The sequence below is a fragment of the Streptomyces roseofulvus genome (assembly GCF_039534915.1).
In the GTDB taxonomy this organism is placed as follows: Bacteria; Actinomycetota; Actinomycetes; order Streptomycetales; family Streptomycetaceae; genus Streptomyces; species Streptomyces roseofulvus.
Window position 1 is genome coordinate 2,758,796 of the sequence record NZ_BAAAWE010000001.1, and the last position, 16,590, is coordinate 2,775,385.

General features: G+C 73.6%; 16 protein-coding genes and 1 pseudogene. 2 read left to right on the top strand and 15 right to left on the bottom strand.

Going from position 1 to position 16,590, the window contains the following annotated elements; translation table 11 throughout:
• Nucleotides 1–150: 150 nt before the first annotated feature.
• The 7 genes from ABFY03_RS12775 to ABFY03_RS12805 form a co-directional block, all read right to left on the bottom strand.
• Nucleotides 151–543: a hypothetical protein gene (locus ABFY03_RS12775; protein ID WP_319013914.1), complete on the bottom strand. Its 393-nt coding sequence runs from the start codon at nucleotides 541–543 to the stop codon at nucleotides 151–153.
• 2 nt (nucleotides 544–545) lie between these two features.
• Nucleotides 546–1,505, bottom strand: coding sequence for a GTPase Era (gene era / locus ABFY03_RS12780; RefSeq protein WP_319013913.1), 960 nt, complete (start codon nucleotides 1,503–1,505; stop codon nucleotides 546–548).
• A 41-nt stretch (nucleotides 1,506–1,546) separates the two neighbouring features.
• A complete protein-coding gene (locus ABFY03_RS12785; RefSeq protein WP_319013912.1) occupies nucleotides 1,547–2,491 on the bottom strand; it encodes a WxL protein peptidoglycan domain-containing protein in 945 nt (314 codons plus the stop codon).
• A 90-nt stretch (nucleotides 2,492–2,581) separates the two neighbouring features.
• The gene (locus ABFY03_RS12790) at nucleotides 2,582–3,919 is read right to left on the bottom strand and encodes a beta-xylosidase (protein WP_319013911.1); all 1,338 of its coding nucleotides are present in this window, start codon (nucleotides 3,917–3,919) and stop codon (nucleotides 2,582–2,584) included.
• Nucleotides 3,920–4,154: 235 nt separating this feature from the next.
• Entirely contained in the window at nucleotides 4,155–4,637 is a 483-nt protein-coding gene (locus ABFY03_RS12795; RefSeq protein WP_346169941.1) for a hypothetical protein, read from the bottom strand.
• Nucleotides 4,638–4,836: 199 nt separating this feature from the next.
• Nucleotides 4,837–5,199 carry a cytidine deaminase gene (locus ABFY03_RS12800; RefSeq protein ID WP_031005048.1) on the bottom strand — a complete coding sequence of 121 codons (363 nt, stop codon included), beginning with the start codon at nucleotides 5,197–5,199 and terminating at the stop codon, nucleotides 4,837–4,839.
• Between the two features lie 27 nt (nucleotides 5,200–5,226).
• Complete coding sequence (locus ABFY03_RS12805) at nucleotides 5,227–6,045, bottom strand: helix-turn-helix transcriptional regulator (RefSeq protein WP_386723579.1); 819 nt, start codon at nucleotides 6,043–6,045, stop codon at nucleotides 5,227–5,229.
• A gap of 158 nt (nucleotides 6,046–6,203) precedes the next feature.
• Here ABFY03_RS12805 and ABFY03_RS12810 point away from each other — a divergent pair, with 158 nt between their 5' ends.
• A complete protein-coding gene (locus ABFY03_RS12810) occupies nucleotides 6,204–7,604 on the top strand; it encodes an MFS transporter (protein ID WP_346169942.1) in 1,401 nt (466 codons plus the stop codon).
• 29 nt (nucleotides 7,605–7,633) lie between these two features.
• Here ABFY03_RS12810 and ABFY03_RS12815 read toward each other — a convergent pair whose 3' ends face one another.
• The 5 genes from ABFY03_RS12815 to ABFY03_RS12835 all read right to left on the bottom strand — a co-directional run bounded on the left by ABFY03_RS12815 (nucleotide 7,634) and on the right by ABFY03_RS12835 (nucleotide 12,032).
• The gene (locus tag ABFY03_RS12815) at nucleotides 7,634–7,987 is read right to left on the bottom strand and encodes an MmcQ/YjbR family DNA-binding protein (protein ID WP_319013907.1); all 354 of its coding nucleotides are present in this window, start codon (nucleotides 7,985–7,987) and stop codon (nucleotides 7,634–7,636) included.
• Entirely contained in the window at nucleotides 7,984–9,291 is a 1,308-nt protein-coding gene (locus ABFY03_RS12820; protein WP_319013906.1) for a hemolysin family protein, read from the bottom strand. Before ABFY03_RS12820 ends, ABFY03_RS12815 begins: the two co-directional genes overlap by 4 nt.
• 13 nt (nucleotides 9,292–9,304) lie before the next feature.
• Entirely contained in the window at nucleotides 9,305–9,802 is a 498-nt protein-coding gene (gene ybeY, locus ABFY03_RS12825) for an rRNA maturation RNase YbeY (protein ID WP_319013905.1), read from the bottom strand.
• A gap of 11 nt (nucleotides 9,803–9,813) precedes the next feature.
• A complete protein-coding gene (locus tag ABFY03_RS12830; RefSeq protein ID WP_319013904.1) occupies nucleotides 9,814–10,851 on the bottom strand; it encodes a PhoH family protein in 1,038 nt (345 codons plus the stop codon).
• A 104-nt stretch (nucleotides 10,852–10,955) separates the two neighbouring features.
• Nucleotides 10,956–12,032: a PfkB family carbohydrate kinase gene (locus tag ABFY03_RS12835; protein ID WP_319014041.1), complete on the bottom strand. Its 1,077-nt coding sequence runs from the start codon at nucleotides 12,030–12,032 to the stop codon at nucleotides 10,956–10,958.
• A 398-nt stretch (nucleotides 12,033–12,430) separates the two neighbouring features.
• Between ABFY03_RS12835 and ABFY03_RS12840 the strand changes: the two are divergent.
• A pseudogene (locus tag ABFY03_RS12840) lies at nucleotides 12,431–13,770 on the top strand (MFS transporter).
• A gap of 496 nt (nucleotides 13,771–14,266) precedes the next feature.
• On the opposite strand, the gene ABFY03_RS12845 reads toward ABFY03_RS12840, so the two are convergent.
• From ABFY03_RS12845 to ABFY03_RS12855, 3 genes are read right to left on the bottom strand one after another with little or no spacing between them, the layout of a single operon-like run.
• A complete protein-coding gene (locus tag ABFY03_RS12845; RefSeq protein WP_346169943.1) occupies nucleotides 14,267–15,256 on the bottom strand; it encodes an adenosine deaminase in 990 nt (329 codons plus the stop codon).
• Nucleotides 15,257–15,266: 10 nt separating this feature from the next.
• Nucleotides 15,267–16,169 (bottom strand): ribonuclease Z, encoded by a 903-nt coding sequence (locus tag ABFY03_RS12850; RefSeq protein WP_319013901.1) that lies wholly within the window; start codon nucleotides 16,167–16,169, stop codon nucleotides 15,267–15,269.
• Nucleotides 16,170–16,179: 10 nt separating this feature from the next.
• Entirely contained in the window at nucleotides 16,180–16,539 is a 360-nt protein-coding gene (locus tag ABFY03_RS12855) for a histidine triad nucleotide-binding protein (protein WP_319013900.1), read from the bottom strand.
• Nucleotides 16,540–16,590 lie beyond the last annotated feature (51 nt).

Here is a 16,590-nt window from a genome sequence, read left to right on the forward strand (position 1 = left end):
GTACCCGCGCCGGTATCCGTACCCGCGCCGGTATCCGTACCCGCGCCCGACGACTTGCCGACGCCCGGGATGTCCAGCGGAACGGGTCCGGCCTGCCCTGTCTGCCCGGGGTCCGGCAGGTCCTCCCCCTTGCTGATCTGCGTCACGGCGTCATGCTGACACGCCGTCCCCCGGACGGTCGACGGTCGGGTGCGGCGGGGCCGGGACGCCCAGGTCGGTGAAGGGGGCGACGAGGAGGGCGTACTGCTCCGGGGTGAGCCGGCCGCGCTTGAGGACCGCGCGGGAGGCGATGCAGATCGCGGACTTGGCGTCGGAGTGGAGCCCGTCGAGGTGACCGTTCAGCTCGTCGGCTCGGGGCAGCAGCGCCGAGCGGACCCGGTACACCAGCGCCGAGTCCTGAGCCGCCGACGGCCGCGCCGCGCGACTCGCCTCCCGGCCGCCCCGGGACCGGTCGTCGACCATGCGGTCCCAGGCGGTGGCGAGGGCGGCGGCCGGCAGGGCGGCCGCCGCGTCGGCGAAGCGTTCCGTCGCGGCGTCGAGCACCGTCAGAAGCCCAGGCGGCGGAGCTGCTTGGGGTCGCGCTGCCAGTCCTTGGCGACCTTGACGTGCAGGTCGAGGAAGACCGGGGTGCCGAGGAGGGCCTCGATGTGCTTGCGGGACTTCATCCCGACCTCCTTCAGGCGGCTGCCCTTGGGGCCGATGATGATGCCCTTCTGGCTGGGGCGCTCGATGTACACGTTGGCGTGGATGTCGAGCAGCGGCCGGTCGGCGGGGCGGCCCTCGCGGGGGATCATCTCCTCGACGACGACCGCGATGGAGTGCGGCAGCTCGTCCCGTACGCCTTCGAGCGCGGCCTCGCGGATCAGCTCGGCGACCATGACCTGCTCCGGCTCGTCCGTGAGGTCGCCCTCCGGGTAGAGCGGCGGGGACTTCGGCAGCAGCGGGATGAGCAGGTCGGCGACGAGCTGGACCTGCTTGTCGCCGACGGCGGAGACCGGCACGATCTCGGCCCACTCGATGCCGAGCTCGCGGCCGAGCTGGTCGATGGCGATCAGCTGCTCGGCGAGGGTCTTGGAGTCGACCAGGTCGGTCTTGGTGACGATGGCGACCTTGGGGGTCTTCTTGATCTCGGCGAGCTCCTTGGCGATGAAGCGGTCGCCGGGGCCGAGCTTCTGGTCGGCGGGCAGGCAGAAGCCGATCACGTCGACCTCGGCCCAGGTGGTGCGGACGACGTCGTTGAGCCGCTCGCCGAGGAGGGTGCGCGGCTTGTGGAGGCCGGGGGTGTCGACCAGGATCAGCTGCGCGTCCGGGCGGTGCACGATGCCGCGCACGGTGTGCCGGGTGGTCTGCGGCCGGTTGGAGGTGATCGCCACCTTCTGGCCGACCAGAGCGTTCGTGAGGGTGGACTTGCCCGCGTTGGGGCGCCCGACGAAGCAGGCGAAGCCCGCCCGGTGGGGGGCGGTGTTCTCATCGGTCTCTTCACTGCGCACGCTCATGGGGGCCATTGTCCCCGATGACGGGCCGCGTCACGTACTCAGTGCCCGGCTCACCGTCCCGGGCGGGTCCGGCGGCGCCGGATCCGCCATCCGGCGAAGCCTCCGGCGGCGCCCAGGAGCAGCACGGTGGCGGCGAGCCAGGGCAGGGCGAGGAAGCCGACGCCGGCGCTCACCCGGACGTCCTCGGCGGTGGCGACGAGGGTCAGCTCGCCCCAGTCGAGCTGCGGCGATCCGATCCACCGCTCGGTCAGCCGGATCCGCTGCCGGGGCAGCAGCTCGGACGGCACCTGGGCGAGGTCGCGGTCGAGCAGGGTGCGGCCGAAGAGCCCCTCGGCGGTGAGGACGACCTTGGGGTCGAGGGTGACGTTGCCCCGGTTGTGGAGGGTGTAGGAGAGGACGGCGGTGGAGTCCCGGGTGCCGGGGACGACCGGCCGGTCCTGCTCCAGGGTGACGTCCTCGACGGCGAGCGCGGGCACGGCCGGGCCGCTGACCTTGAGGTAGACGCGGGCGCCGACGGCCCGCTGGATCCCCATGGCGACGGAGCCGCCGCCGGGGGTGATCCGCTCGTCGAGGGCGACGACGGCGCCGGGGTGGTCGCCCGGGTCGGCGTCGGCGGGGACGGTGAGGGTGAAGGGGACGGTGACGGCGGAGCGGGCCGGGACGGTGATCCTGGTGCGCGCGGGCTTGATCCAGGCGCCGGCGCCGGTCTGCTTCTCCTTCAGGGTGCGCAGGGCGAAGCCGCCGTCGCGCTCGGTGTTGTAGGCGTCGGCGCCGTAGAGCCGGAAGGTGAGCGGGGCGGCGGTCTTGTTGGTGACGGTGACCTTGTCGCGCAGGGTGGCGCCGGGGTCGGCGGTGAGGAAGAAGTAGGGGCGTTCGCCGAGGCGGGCGGCGGCCGGGTAGACGGCCCACTCGCCGTTCTCGGCGGCCTGGGCGGCCGGCGCCCCGAGGAGCAGCAGGGCGGCGCTCAGGAGGAGGACGTACAGCTTGCGTCGCACGGTGCGGAACCCCCGGGGGTGCGGTCGGGAGGGACGGGAGACGGCCTCGGGGCCGGCCGGGGGTGCGCCCGGCCGGCCCGTCGGCCGCGGTCAGGACAGGGTCAGCGTCAGGACGCCCGCGTAGCTGCCCGGGGCGGTGAACGCCGGGACGTCCAGTGCGAGCTGGGCGTCGAGGGTGAACTCGCCGCCGGTGAGCGTGCCGTTCGCCGTGGAGGCGAGGGTGGCGCCGGCGCCGACGGGTCCGGCGGAGCCGGCCGTGCAGGCGCTGGGGCTGCCCGGCTTGGCGACGCAGGCGGGGGTCCAGCTGAGCCGGTCCGCGCCGATGGCGCCGCCGGGGCCGGTGAAGTCGGTGACCTTGCCGGTCACGGACCAGCCCGCGGGGCCGCCGCGGAAGTCCTTGACCGTCACCGTCCGGAGGGCTCCGGTGGCCGCGCCGCCCGTGCCGAAGTCGACCGCGGAGAGCGCGACGGCGTCACCGGCCTGGGTCATGGACAGTTCGCCCGCCTGGACGGTGGCCGTGATCTTCTGGCTGTTCGGCGGGGTCGGGGTGTCGTCGACGACCTGGTACGCGATCGGGCCGGCGCCCTTCTCGGCGTTCCAGCCGCCGCCCTCGTACGCCACGATCCCGGTGGTGGCGAGGTCGTTCACCTTGAGCCGGGCGACGAAGCCGCCCGCGCTGTCGGTGGTGACGGTCATCCGGTCGGCGGTCTCGGCGGCTCCGGCGCGGGCGGCCACGGTCACCTCGGTGAGCGGGGTGAACTTGGCGCCGGTGACGGTCACCCGGACGCCGGGGGCGCCGGAGGTGGCGCCGAGTTCGAGGGTCCGCTCGTTGGGCACGGTCTGGTCGCCGGCCTGGACCGTCTCGGAGACGGGGGCGGGCGGGTTGAGGACCGTGCAGGGGGTGTCCAGCTCCATGATGTAGCTGGTGTGGATGTTGTAGTCGCCCGGCGAGAGGGTGATCGCGCCGGGGGCGGTGACCGTGAAGCTGCCGGTCATGGAGAAGCCCGGGAAGGCGCCCTTGCCGGGGACCGGCGGGTTCTTCTTGGGGCCGGTGACGCTGACCGTGCCGGTCTGGGCGCCGCCGAGGACGACCTTGCCGGTGGGGGTGAGGATGTCGGCCGGGAGCGCGAGGTCCACGGGGTTGGACGCGGCCGGCTTGGTGATCGAGTAGGTCACGGCGACCGTGTCGCCGACCTGGGGGTTGGCGTTGTCGACCGAGATCACGGCGGTGGTGACGCCCTCGATGGGCGGGATGCCGGCGATGGGCGGCGGGACGCAGCGGGTGGGGAATTCCACCGACTGCCCGGTGCCGGACGCCTGCGCCGGGGCGGCGAGCGCGCCGCCGGCCGCGAACGCGAGGGCGGTGGCGCCGAGGACGGCGGTCCAGCGCCGTCTTCGGGCCGCCGCCCGGGTTCGGGTGAATGCCATGTGAGTGCCCCCTCCTGAGGGTCGAGAGGGCGCCATTGACGGCTGGGGGGCGAGAGAAGTCAAGAACGACGGAACCCATCGACTGATGACCCATCAGATCGTGTCAAGATCGGCCGATCTGCCGACTTCTCCGGCATGTCGGCGGGCATGCCGGGGACCGGTGCCGCCCTCGGCAGCACCGGTCGTGACGGGCGCGGTGGATCAGCGGTGGATCAGCGGTGGGTCAGCCGGTGGATCAGCTGATGACGAACGGACCCGGGGACTGCGACGTGACCGCGTCGCAGTTCACCGTGACGCCGAAGATGACCAGCTTGAGGGCGACCCCGGCGAAGTACGAGTTCAGGCGGTCGCCGGCCACCACGTTCGTGGCGGTCAGCGGGCCCAGCTTCGCGGCGCCGCCGGCCGGGATCGCCGGGTTCTTCTTGCCGGTGAAGACCCGGTCGGGACCGGTGGTGTTGTCCAGGATCAGCGTGGAGCTGATCGTGTCCGCGCCGACCGAGATCGGCGAGGTCACGGGCGAGTCGATCCACACCTGGGCGGTGGTCCCCGAGTGGGTCATGGTGAGGGTGGCGGGGCCGCCGCCCCACGAGCCGCAGTCGTACGACGCCGTGACCGAGCCCGGCGAGACGGCGGCGGAGGCCGTGGGGGCGAAGGCGAGCGAGACTGCGGCGAGGCCCGCGGCGAGTGTTCCGGCCGCCCCCAAGGTGCTTCTTCTCATGGCGAGTTCGTACCCCTTCCGATGGAGAACGCAGGGGTGCGGGCACTGCGTGGAATGGCGGAGATCTGACGGCCCGTCGGACCGTCCGCCGCCTATTGACGCGCAGTCGGCATGGGAAGGCAAGAGAAGTCGCGGAGATCCTTCACAAACGCGCAAGGGCCCGGCCGTGGCCGGACCCCGCGCCCCGCGCGTACGCCGCTCAGCCCGCCGTGACGGCCGAACGCAGCTGCCCGTCCGGGCCCGCGAGCAGCACCGGCGTCTCCGGCCCGCCCAGGTCCCGGACGGCCGCCCGGTCCTCGTCCGACGCGGCCTCGGCGGCGGACACCACGGCCGCCGCCTCCAGCGACTGCGCGCCGCTCGCCACGGCCATCGCGACGGCCGTCCGCAGGGCGCTCAGCTTCAGCGACTCCAGCTCCACCGTGCCCGCCACATAGGTGCGGCCGGTCTCGTCCCGTACCGCCGCGCCCTCGGGCACGCCGTTGCGGGCGCGGGCGCTCCGCGCCAGCGTGATGATCTTCAGGTCCTCGGCGCCGAGGTCGCCGTGCTCACTGCTGAGTGTCATGGACCGAGCATAGGTCGGGGCGCCGGATCAGCCCGCCAGCGGGTACATCGCCCCCCGCCGGCCCTCCGGCGAGACCAGCCGCTCCAGCCGCTCCGCGGTGCCGGTCTCCGGCAGCGGGGTGTGCATCACGATCACCAGGTCCGGCCGGGCCGGCACCCGCAGCTGGGTGGCCTCCATGACGAGGAGACCGGCCACCGGATGGTCGATCTCCTTGCGGTTCAGGCCGCCCGGACGGATGTCCCGGCGCTCCCACAGCTCCGCGAACTCGGCGCTCGCCGCCTTCGCCTCCTCGACCACCGCGCGGAAGCCGTCGTCGTCCGGGCACTCCGAGCAGGCCGACCGGAACTGCGCCACCACCTTCGGCGCCAGCTCCTCCCAGCCCCGCGTCCGCCCCCGGTACACCTCGTCGGTGAAGAAGTCGATCAGGCAGTTCCGGCTGACGTCCGGGCGCATCCCGAACACCGCGGCCGCCGCCTCGTTGTAGATCACCGTGTTCCAGTACACGTCCATGATGTGCGCCGGGAACGGCATCCACGCCTCGATCAGCCGGCGCAGCCCGTGGCACATGTCCCGGTCCTCCGGGGCGGGTTCGAGGGCCGGCGGGTTCAGCGCCGCCAGGACGTACAGGTGCCGCCGCTCGGCGGGGCTCAGCCGGAGCACCCGCGCCACCGAGTCGAGCACCTGCGGGGAGACGGAGATGTCCCGGCCCTGCTCCAGCCACTGGTACCAGCTGACCCCGACCCCGGCGAGGACCGCGACCTCCTCGCGGCGCAGTCCCGGCGTCCGCCGCCGACCGCCGTCCGGCAGGCCCGCGTCGGCCGGGCTGACCCGGGCCCGACGGCTCATCAGGAACTCGCGCAGCTCGCCCAGCCGGTGCCGCTTGGACGCCTCGCTCTCGCTCGCCGTCGCCACGTGAGCGTCCTCCCCCTGGTTGCCTGGTGGTGCGGGCAACAGGATAAGTTCCCGCTCCCCGCGGTTGTTCCCGCCCGCCGAGAGTGGGCGTCATGGCAACCGTCACCCCTGTCTCCGGCACGACCCCCGCACCCGCTCCCCCGGCCCTCACCGGGCGGGCCCGGCTCGTCCTCTTCGTGCTCTGCGCCGCCCAGTTCATCGTGGCGCTCGACTTCTCCGTCCTCAACGTCGCCCTGCCGGTCCTCGGCGCCGACGTCGGCCTCGACCGGTCCGCGCTCCAGTGGGCCGTCACCGCCTTCGCCCTCCCCTCCGGCGGCTTCCTGCTGCTCTTCGGCCGGATCGGCGACCTGTACGGCCGCAAGCGGCTCTTCCTCGGCGGCCTCGGTCTCTTCGCCGCCGCGTCCGTGCTCGCCACCGTCGCCTGGGACCCGGCCTCCTTCCTCGCCGGCCGCGCCCTCCAGGGCCTCGGGGCCGCCGCGATCGTGCCCACCGGCATGTCGCTGCTGACCACCTCCTTCCCGGAGGGCCCGCTGCGCGACCGGGCGCTCGGCATCTCCGGCACCCTGATGTCGCTGGGCTTCACCGTCGGCATGGTCCTCGGCGGCGTGCTGACCGAGTCCCTCGGCTGGCGCTCCACCATGGGCCTGCTCGCCGTCTTCGCGCTGGTCGTGCTGCCGCTGGCGCCCGGCCTGCTCACCGAGTCCCGCACCCCCGACCGGCCGCGGCTCGACGTGCCCGGTGCGGTCACCGTCACCGGCGGTCTGCTCGCCCTGATCTACGCCCTGACCACCGCCGCCGAGCGCGGCTTCGGCGGCACGGACGTGCTGCTCGCCCTGGCCGGCGGGCTGGTCCTGCTGACCGTGTTCGTGATCGTCGAGTCCCGGCACCCGGCGCCGCTGGTCTCGCTGCCGATGCTGCGCCGGCGCACGGTCGCCTTCGGCAACCTCGGCGGGCTCGTCACCTTCTCGATGATGTCGACGATCGTCTTCGTGCTGACCCTGTACCTCCAGGAGACGCTGGGCCTTTCGGCCTTCGCCACCGGTGTCGTCTTCGGGATCCAGGGCGTCTTCTCGGTCCTCGCCGGGACGCTCACGCCGAGGGTGATCGGCCGCCTCGGTGCCCGCCGCACCCTGGTCGTCTCCCTCGCCGGGCAGGCGGTGCTCACGGCGGCGCTGCTCGGCGTGGGCGAACGCTCGGGCGCGGTCGTGGCGACCGTCGCGGTCACCCTCGCCTCGATGTTCCACCTCGGCGCGATCATCTCGTACGGCCTGACGGTGACCTCGGGCGTCCGGGACGAGGAGCAGGGGCTGGCGACCGGCCTGGTGACCACCACCCAGCAGGTCGGGCTCACCGTCGGCATCCCGATGCTCGGGGTGCTCGCCACCACCGGGACCACCCTCTACGACGGGGTGCGGACGGTGATCGCGCTGGACACCGCGATCGTGCTGGCCGCGGTGCTCCTGCTCGCCGTGGGCCTGCGGCGCGCGCGGTGACCCGGGGCCGGTGAGCCGCGGCCGGCCGGCTAGGGCCGGTCCAGGCGGAGCCGGACCGCCTTCGGCAGGCCGGCGACGACCAGGTCGTACGAGTCCTCGATGAGCTCCCGGACCATCCGGTCCGGGAGCCCGGCCACCTCCACCGTGTTCCAGTGGCGCTTGTTCATGTGGTAGCCCGGGGTGATCGCCGGATGCTCCTCGCGGAGCCGTACGGCGTCCTCGGGATCGCACTTCAGATTGACCCGCAGCGGCTCGCCGTCCAGCCAGGAGAGCGCGAACATCTTCCCCGCCACCTTGAAGACCGAGGCGTCGGGACCGAAGGGGAACTCCTCGGTGGCGTCGTTGAACTCCAGGCAGAGGGCGCGCAGCCGGTCCGGGGTCATTCCGGGTCCTCCCCCTCCGCTCCGGCCGGGGCGACCGGCTCGACGAGCACGGTGACGATCTTGTTCCGGCGGCCGGCCGGGGCCTCGGCGGTCAGCTTCAGCTCCCGGCCGTCGGGCAGGGCGACGACGGCCGTGGCACCGGCGATCGGGACCCGGCCGAGCGCCTTGGCGAGCAGCCCGCCGACGGTCTCCACGTCCTCGTCGTCGAACTCGTCGGGGCCGAAGCCGTACAGCTCGCCCAGGTCGCCGATGTCGAGGCGGGCGGTGACCCGGTGGCGTTCGTCGCCGAGCTCCTGGACCGGCGGCAGTTCCCGGTCGTACTCGTCGGTGATCTCGCCGACGATCTCCTCCAGGATGTCCTCGATGGTGACGATGCCGGCCGTGCCGCCGTACTCGTCGATGACGACGGCGACGTGGTTGCGCTCCTGCTGCATCTCGCGCAGCAGGTCGCCGGCGTTCTTGGTGTCGGGGACGAAGGCCGCCGCGCGCATCGCGGTGGAGACCAGGTCGGCCTCGGCGTCGCGGTTGATGTGCGTCTTGCGGACCAGGTCCTTCAGGTACACGATCCCGACGACGTCGTCCTCGTTCTCCCCCGTCACCGGGATGCGGGAGAAGCCGGAGCGCAGCGCGAGGGTGAGGGCCTGCCGGACGGTCTTGTACCGCTCGATGCAGACGAGGTCGGTGCGCGGCACCATCACCTCGCGGACCAGGGTGTCGCCCAGCTCGAAGACCGAGTGCACCATCCGGCGCTCGTCGTCCTCGATCAGCGACTCCTGCTCGGCCAGGTCCACCATGGCCCGTAGCTCCGCCTCGGAGGCGAAGGGGCCCTTGCGGAAGCCCTTGCCGGGGGTGAGCGCGTTGCCGATGAGGATCAGCAGCTGCGGGATCGGGCCCATGATCCGGGCCAGCGGGACGAGGACGTACGCGGCGGCGGTCGCCGTGTTCAGCGGGTGCTGGCGGCCGATGGTGCGCGGCGAGACGCCGACGGCCACATAGCTGACCAGCACCATCACGGCGATCGCGACCAGCAGCGCCTCCCAGGTCTCCGGGAAGTACTCCAGGCAGGCGTAGGTGACGAGGACGCCGGCCGCCATCTCGCAGGCGACCCGGACGAGCAGCGCCACGTTGAGGTAGCGGGTCGGGTCGGAGGCGACCTGGGTGAGCTTCTCGGCGCCGCGCCGCCCGGAGCGGACGGCTTCGGCGGCACGGAAGGCGGAGACGCGGGCGAGTCCGGCCTCGGCGCAGGCGGCGAGCCAGGCGACGACGACCAGGGCGACCGCGCCGAGGATCAGCTGGATGCTCATCGGGCGCGCGGGGTCAGTTGACGGTGGGGGCGGGCGACGGGCCGGTGAGGCCCTTCTCGGCGCGCCAGCCGTCGACGATCGCCGCCTGGAGGCCGAACATCTCGGCCTTCTCGTCCGGCTCCTCGTGGTCGTAGCCGAGCAGGTGGAGGACGCCGTGGACGGTGAGCAGCTGGAGCTCCTCGTCCATGGAGTGCTTGGTCGGGGCGTCCTCGCCCTGCTTCTTGGCGACCTCGGGGCAGAGCACGATGTCGCCGAGGAGCCCCTGCGGGGGCTCCTCGTCGTCCTTGGTCGGCGGGCGCAGCTCGTCCATCGGGAAGGACATGACGTCCGTCGGTCCGGGGAGGTCCATCCACTGGATGTGGAGCTGCTCCATCGCCTCCGCGTCGACCACGATCACCGAGAGCTCGGAGAGCGGGTGGATGCGCATGCGGCCGAGGGCGTAGCGGGCGATGTCCAGGATCGCCTGCTCGTCGACCTCGGTGCCGGACTCGTTGTTGACGTCGATCGACATGTGCGGTGCTTCTACTTCCCGTTGCGGCCGGTGCGCTGCTCGTTGGCGCTGTCGTACTTCTCGTACGCGTCGACGATACGGCCGACGAGCTTGTGCCGGACGACATCCTGCGACGTGAGGGCCGAGAAGTGCACGTCGGGGACGCCGTCGAGGATGTCCCGGACCTGCCGCAGACCGCTCTTCGTGCCGCCGGGGAGGTCGACCTGGGTGATGTCGCCGGTGATGACGATCTTGGAGTCGAAGCCGAGGCGGGTGAGGAACATCTTCATCTGCTCGGGGTTCGTGTTCTGCGCCTCGTCGAGGATGATGAACGCGTCGTTGAGCGTCCGGCCGCGCATGTACGCCAGCGGCGCGACCTCGATCGTCCCGTTCGCCATCAGCTTGGGGATGGAGTCCGGGTCGAGCATGTCGTGCAGGGCGTCGTAGAGCGGGCGCAGGTAGGGGTCGATCTTCTCGTAGAGGGTGCCGGGGAGGAAGCCGAGGCGCTCGCCGGCCTCGACCGCCGGACGGGTCAGGATGATCCGGGTGACCTGCTTGGACTGGAGGGCCTGGACGGCCTTGGCCATGGCCAGGTAGGTCTTGCCGGTGCCGGCGGGGCCGATGCCGAAGACGATCGTGTGCTTGTCGATCGCGTCGACGTAGCGCTTCTGGTTGAGGGTCTTGGGGCGGATGGTGCGGCCGCGGCTGGAAAGGATGTTCTGGGTGAGCACCTCGGCCGGGGTCTCGTCGGCGCCTTCGCCGTCGTCGCTCGCCTTGAGCATGGCGATGGAGCGTTCCACTGCGTCCTCCGTCATCGGCTGTCCGGTGCGGAGCACCAGCATCATCTCGTCGAACAGGCGCTGGATGAGGGCGACTTCCCTGGCGTCGCCGACCGCGCTGACCTGATTGCCCCGGACGTGGATGTCCGCCCGGGGGAACGCCCGCTCGATCACGCGGAGCAGGGAGTCGCCGGAACCGAGGACGGTCACCATGGGGTGCTTGGCGGGCACCGCGAAGTGGGCACGGGCCTCGCCCGGCGTTCCGTTGGGGGCTGTGGGTGTCTGCGTCATGGGCCGGCCCTCTGGCCTGCGCATACCTCCTGCTGCGGGGTTCTCGCTGCTCGACAACCTCTCGCCCCCAGCCTACGACCTGGTGCCGGTGTGCCCGAAGCGGTTTACGGGACGGCCGCCCGGAAGCCGATGGTGGGTACCGCGCGGCGCGGCGGCCAGGGGCGGGCGGGGGCGGGGAGCAGGGCTTCGAGGAAGGCGTAGCGGGCGCGCAGCGCCTCCGGGTCCTGCCGGTCGTCGTGCTGGACGTGCTGCCACCAGGCGGCGATCTCGGTCCAGGTGGGGGCGGAGAGGGAGCCGCCGAACTCCTGGACGGAGAGGGCGGCGGTGAGGCCGGCGAAGGCGAGCCGGTCGGCGAGGGGCCAGTCGGCGAGGGTGCCGGTGACGAAGCCGGCCACGAAGACGTCGCCGGCGCCGGTGGGGTCGAGGGCCTCGACGCGGATGGCGGGCACCTCGGCGGTCTCGCCGGTGGCGCCGTCGACGGCGTAGGCGCCCTCGGCACCGAGCGTGACCACGGCGTAGCGGACCTTGTCGGCGAGCGCGCGGGCGGCCGCGCGGGGGCAGTCGGTGCGGGTGTAGCGCATCGCCTCGGCGGCGTTGGGCAGGAACGCCTCGCAGTGCTCCAGGTCGGTCAGCGCCGCCAGGTCCCAGCGGCCGGTGTCGTCCCAGCCGACGTCGGCGAAGACCCGGGCACCGTCGCGGGCGACGCGGGCCACCCACTCCTCGGTCCGGCCGGGGGCGAGGGAGGCGACGGCGGCGCGGGCGAACGGCGGGCGGACGGCGGGCCCGTCCGGGTGGGGCGCCTCGTGGCCGTGCGAGACCATCGTGCGCTCGCCCTCGTAGGCCATGGAGACGGTGACCGGGGAGTGCCAGCCGGAGACGGTGCGGGAGAGCGAGAGGTCGATGCCCTCGCCCTGTTCGAGGGCGTCCCAGCAGTACTCGCCGTAGTGGTCGTCGCCGAAGGCGGCCGCGAGGGAGGTGCGCAGGCCGAGGCGGGCGAGGGCGGTCGCCATGTTCGCGACGCCGCCGGGGCTGGAGCCCATGCCGCGGGCCCAGGACTCGGTGCCGCGGACGGGCGCGCTGTCGAGGCCGGTGAAGATGATGTCGAGGAAGACGGTGCCGGTGAGGAAGACGTCGCAGGCCGGGTCGGCGGGTTCGCGGACGGTCTCCAGCGGGTCGATCAGCGGGTCGGCGCCGGGCTCCGGGCGGGTTCGCGCGCCGGGCCGCTCGCCGTGCGGTCCCGCGTCCGCCGCGTCCGGCCGCGCGTCCTCTCGGTACGGCTCTGCGCGCTGGTCTCCGCTGGCTGTGCTCACGGCGAACTCCCCGGTCGTGGTGCGGCGGGATCGGCAGCCGGTGCCGATCCGGACAGTGTGCCCGATGGGGTCGGGGAGACGGGGGTGACGCGGCGGATCGCCGGTCCTACCCCGGATCACCCCACCCAAACCGATTGTGTCCCGTATCACAGGACGAATCGGGGGAGAGTGCCTTCTCCGCCCATTCGGTTGCTTGATACACATGGTGCCGCGACCCCGTGGATCACCGGGGCGCCGTCTCATTTCCCCGTTCGGTTCCTGGAACGCCCATGTCTGCGCGCCCGCGCGCCCGGGGGCCCCTCGTCGCCCTCGTCGCCCTCTTCACGGCCGGCTACCTCGCCCCGTACCTGCTGCCGACCGTCGTCGGGCGGCTCGCCGCCGGACTCGGCCTCGGCCCGTCCCAGGCCGGTCTGACGGGTTCCGTGCTGCTGCTCGGCTCCGCCTCCGCCGGTTTCACGCTCGCCGCGCGCGTGGAGCGGATCGGCCCCCGCCGGGCCGCCCGCCTCGGACTGCTCGCCATGGCCCTGGGTACGGCTCCGCCGCCGCGACCGGCAGCGTGCCGCTGGTCGTCGCCGGGGTGGTCCTCGGCGGATTCGGCTCCGGTACGGCGACGGCGGTGGCGGCCTCCGGGATCGCCGGGCAGCCCGATCCGCAGCGGGCCTCCACGCTGGGCCTGCTGTCGGTCTCGGCGGCGGCCGGGGCGCTCTACCTGACGCTGCCGCGGCTCGGCGGCGGCCACGCCCTGCCGCTGCTCGCGCTGGCGATGGCGGCGGCCCTGGTGTGGCCGGTGACGGGCCGGCTGCCGGGGGCCACGCGCGCGTACCGGGGCGCGCCGGTCCCGGAGGCCGCCGGACCGCTGCCGTACCGGCGGGCGGGCGCGGTGCTGGCCGGCTGCGTCCTGTGCTGGTCCCTCGCCCAGAACGCCCTCTGGGGCGTCAGCGGCCGGATCGGCACCGGCCAGGCGGGGCTCTCCGAGGTGACCGTCGGCGCGGTCTTCGCGCTGGCGCTCGGCGCGGGCCTGGCGGGGGTCACGGCGGCCGGGGCGCTCGGCTCACGCCTGGGGCGCGCGGTCCCGATCGGCGCGGGCACGGCCCTGATCGCGTGCTGCGTGCTGCTGAGCGCGGCCGCCGACGGCCTCGCCTCCTTCGCGACCGGCGAGATCCTCTGGAACGCGGTCTACCCGGTCGTCCTCTCGTACCTGCTCGGCCTCGCCGCCTCCCTCGACCCGCGCGGGCGCTGGGCGGTCCTGGTCGGCTCGGCGTCGTCCCTCGGCACGGCGTGCGGCCCCCTGGCCGGCAGCGTCCTCTCGGACACGGCCGGCTACCCGTTCATGGGCGCGGTCCTCGCCGGCCTCCTCCTGCTGGTGGCCGCCCCCATGACGGCGGTCGCCCGGCACGCCTCCGGCCGGCCGCTGGTTCCCGGCTCCATCCGCCGCCGCGGCGGCGCGCCGGCCGCCTTCGTCGCGGGCGCGTCGCCGACTCCGACGGCCCTCCTCCCCCAGGTCGGCGCCCCGGAGCAGCAGATCGCCCCGATCCCGGCGCCCGCGGCCGCCCGCCGCCGCCCCGTCCGGTCCGCCTTCCGCCTGGCCCGCCCCTCAGACCGAGCCTGACCCCACCGTCGCGCCGGGCCCGACTCAGCCGTTCCGCAGGGCGGTGCCCACCCTGCCCGTCCGACTTCCGCGCCGGGCCCGGCTGCCGGTCGGCGCCGCTGGCCGGCCCCCCGTGTGGGCAGGCGTTCCGCAGGGCGGTGCCCACCCTCACGTCCGGCTTACGCGCCGGGCCCGGCTGCCGGTCGGCGCCGCTGGCCGGACCTCCGTGTGGGCAAGCGTTCCGCAAGGGGCGGAACGGGTGGGCACACGGAACGGCGCCCCGTGCCGCGCCCAGGCTTCCGCGCCTGAACCCGCACCCCGTGGACGGCGCACATGTGGTGCGGGTCCAGGCCCAGGGCGCGGAGGCACCGCTGGGGGTGCCGTTCCGTTGTGCCCACCCGTTCCGCCCCAGCGGAACGATTGCCCACAACGAAAGGGCGGCGGCGCCGGGCCCGGGGGCACCGCCTCAGCGGCACGAGGGCCCACAACGGAGCGGCGGCGGGGCCCGCCACGGGGGTCAGAAGGTGAAGGCTTCCACTTCGGCGAGGTAGCGGGCGCGGCGGGGCTCGTCGTCGTCCAGGAAGGCCGCTTCGAAGGAGTGCCGCGCCAGCGTCCGGAGCTGCTCCTCGCCCAGACCGAGCGCGTCCCGCACCCCGTCGTAGTTGTCCCCCACGTACCCCCCGAAGTACGCGGGGTCGTCCGAGTTGACGGTCACCCGCAGCCCCGCGTCCAGCATCGCCCGCAGCGGATGGTCCGCCAGCGTGTCGATCACCCGCAGCCGCACGTTCGACAGCGGGCACAGCGTCAGCGGGATTCGCTCGCGGACCAGCCGCTCGACCAGCTCCGGGTCCTCCATGCAGCGCAGACCGTGGTCGATCCGCTCCACTCCGAGCACGTCCAGCGCCTCGCGGACGTACGACGCCGGTCCCTCCTCGCCCGCGTGCGCGACCCGCCGCAGACCGAGCCGGGCGGCCTCCTCGTACACCGCGCGGAACTTGGCCGGCGGGTGGCCGACCTCGGCCGAGTCGAGGCCGACGCCGGTGATCCGGTCGAGGTACGGCTTCGCGGCCTCCAGCGTGGCCAGCGCCGACTCGGCGGACTCGTCGCGCAGGAAGCAGAGGATGAGCCGGGTGGAGATCCCGTACCGCTCCTCGGCCCGGTCGAGGGAGGCGCTCAGCCCCTCGACGACGGTGCCGATCGGGACGCCCCGCGAGGTGTGCGCCTGCGGGTCGAAGAAGATCTCGGCGTGCCGGACGCCCTGCGCGGCGGCCCGCTCCAGATAGGCGTCGGCGAGCGCGGTGAAGTCCTCGGGGGTCCGCAGGACGGTCATCAGGGCGTAGTACAGGTCCAGGAAGGACTGGAGGTCGCTGAAGCGGTACGCCTCGCGCAGCGCCGCGGTGTCGGCGTACGGGAGGGTGACGCCGTTCCGCTCGGCGAGGGCGAAGGCCAGCTCGGGTTCGAGGGTGCCTTCGATGTGGAGGTGCAGTTCTGCCGTGGGGAGGGGCATGGGTGGTGCTCTATCTCTTCGGTACGGGAACCCTCATGAGGTCCTGGGCAATGCTCAGCTCGCCCTCGAATCCGGCGGCCCGGGCCTGCCGTTCGAACTCCGCCGGGTCGGAGTAGCGCTGCGAGAAGTGGGTGAGGACGAGGTGCCGGACGCCGGCGTCGCGGGCGACGGCGGCGGCCTGGCCGGCCGTGAGGTGGCCGTGGTCGGTGGCGAGCCGGACGTCCTCGTCGAGGAAGGTGGACTCGATGACCAGCAGGTCGGCGCCCTCCGCGAGGGCGTGCACGCCGTCACAGAGCCGGGTGTCCATGACGAAGGCGAAGCGCTGCCCGCGCCGGACCTCGCTGACCTCGTCGAGGCGGACCCCGCCGAGGCTGCCCTCGCGCTGGATGCGGCCCACGTCCGGGCCCTTGATGCCGTGCGCGGCGAGCCGCTCCGGCAGCAGCCGGCGCCCGTCGGGCTCGACCAGCCGGTAGCCGAAGGACTCGACGGGGTGGGAGAGCCGGCGGGCCTCCAGCGTGAAGGCGCCGGTGACGGCGAGGACGCCGTCCTCAGCGACCGGCGCCTCGGTCAGCTCGACGGACTCGCGGTAGGCGGTGGCGTACCGCAGCCGTTCGAAGAAGTGCTGCCCGCTCGCCGGGTAGTGGGCGGTGATCTGGTGCGGGACCTGGTCGAGGTTGATCCGCTGGATCACCCCGGCCAGGCCCAGCGAGTGGTCGCCGTGGAAGTGCGTGACGCAGATCCGGTTCAGGTCGTGCGCGGCGACCCCGGCCCGCAGCATCTGCCGCTGGGTGCCCTCGCCGGGGTCGAACAGCAGGCCGTGCCCGTCCCAGCGGAGCAGGTACCCGTTGTGGTTGCGGTGGCGGGTCGGGACCTGGCTGGCGGTGCCGAGGACGACGAGTTCGCGGACGGACACGGGTGCGGTCCTATCCGGGGGGCCAGTTGAGGCCGCGGCCGCCCAGCACGTGCGCGTGCGCGTGGAAGACGGTCTGGCCCGCGCCGGCGCCGGTGTTGAGGATGATGCGGTAGCCGCTGCCGTCGACCTTCTCCTGCGCGGCGACCTCGCCGGCCTCGCGCAGCACGTCGGCGGCGACGGTCGGCGCGCCGGCGGCGAGCGAGGCGGCGTCCGGGTAGTGGAGGCGCGGGATCACGAGCACGTGCGTGGGCGCCTGCGGGTTGATGTCGCGGAACGCCAGCGTCGTCTCGGTCTCGCGGACGATGGTCGCCGGCACCTCCCCTGCCGCGATCTTGCAGAACAGGCAGTCGCTCTGCGGCTCTCCGGCCATGCTGCGGGCTCCTCGCCGTCGGTGGATCGGTACCTGCGCATGCTATCCGGC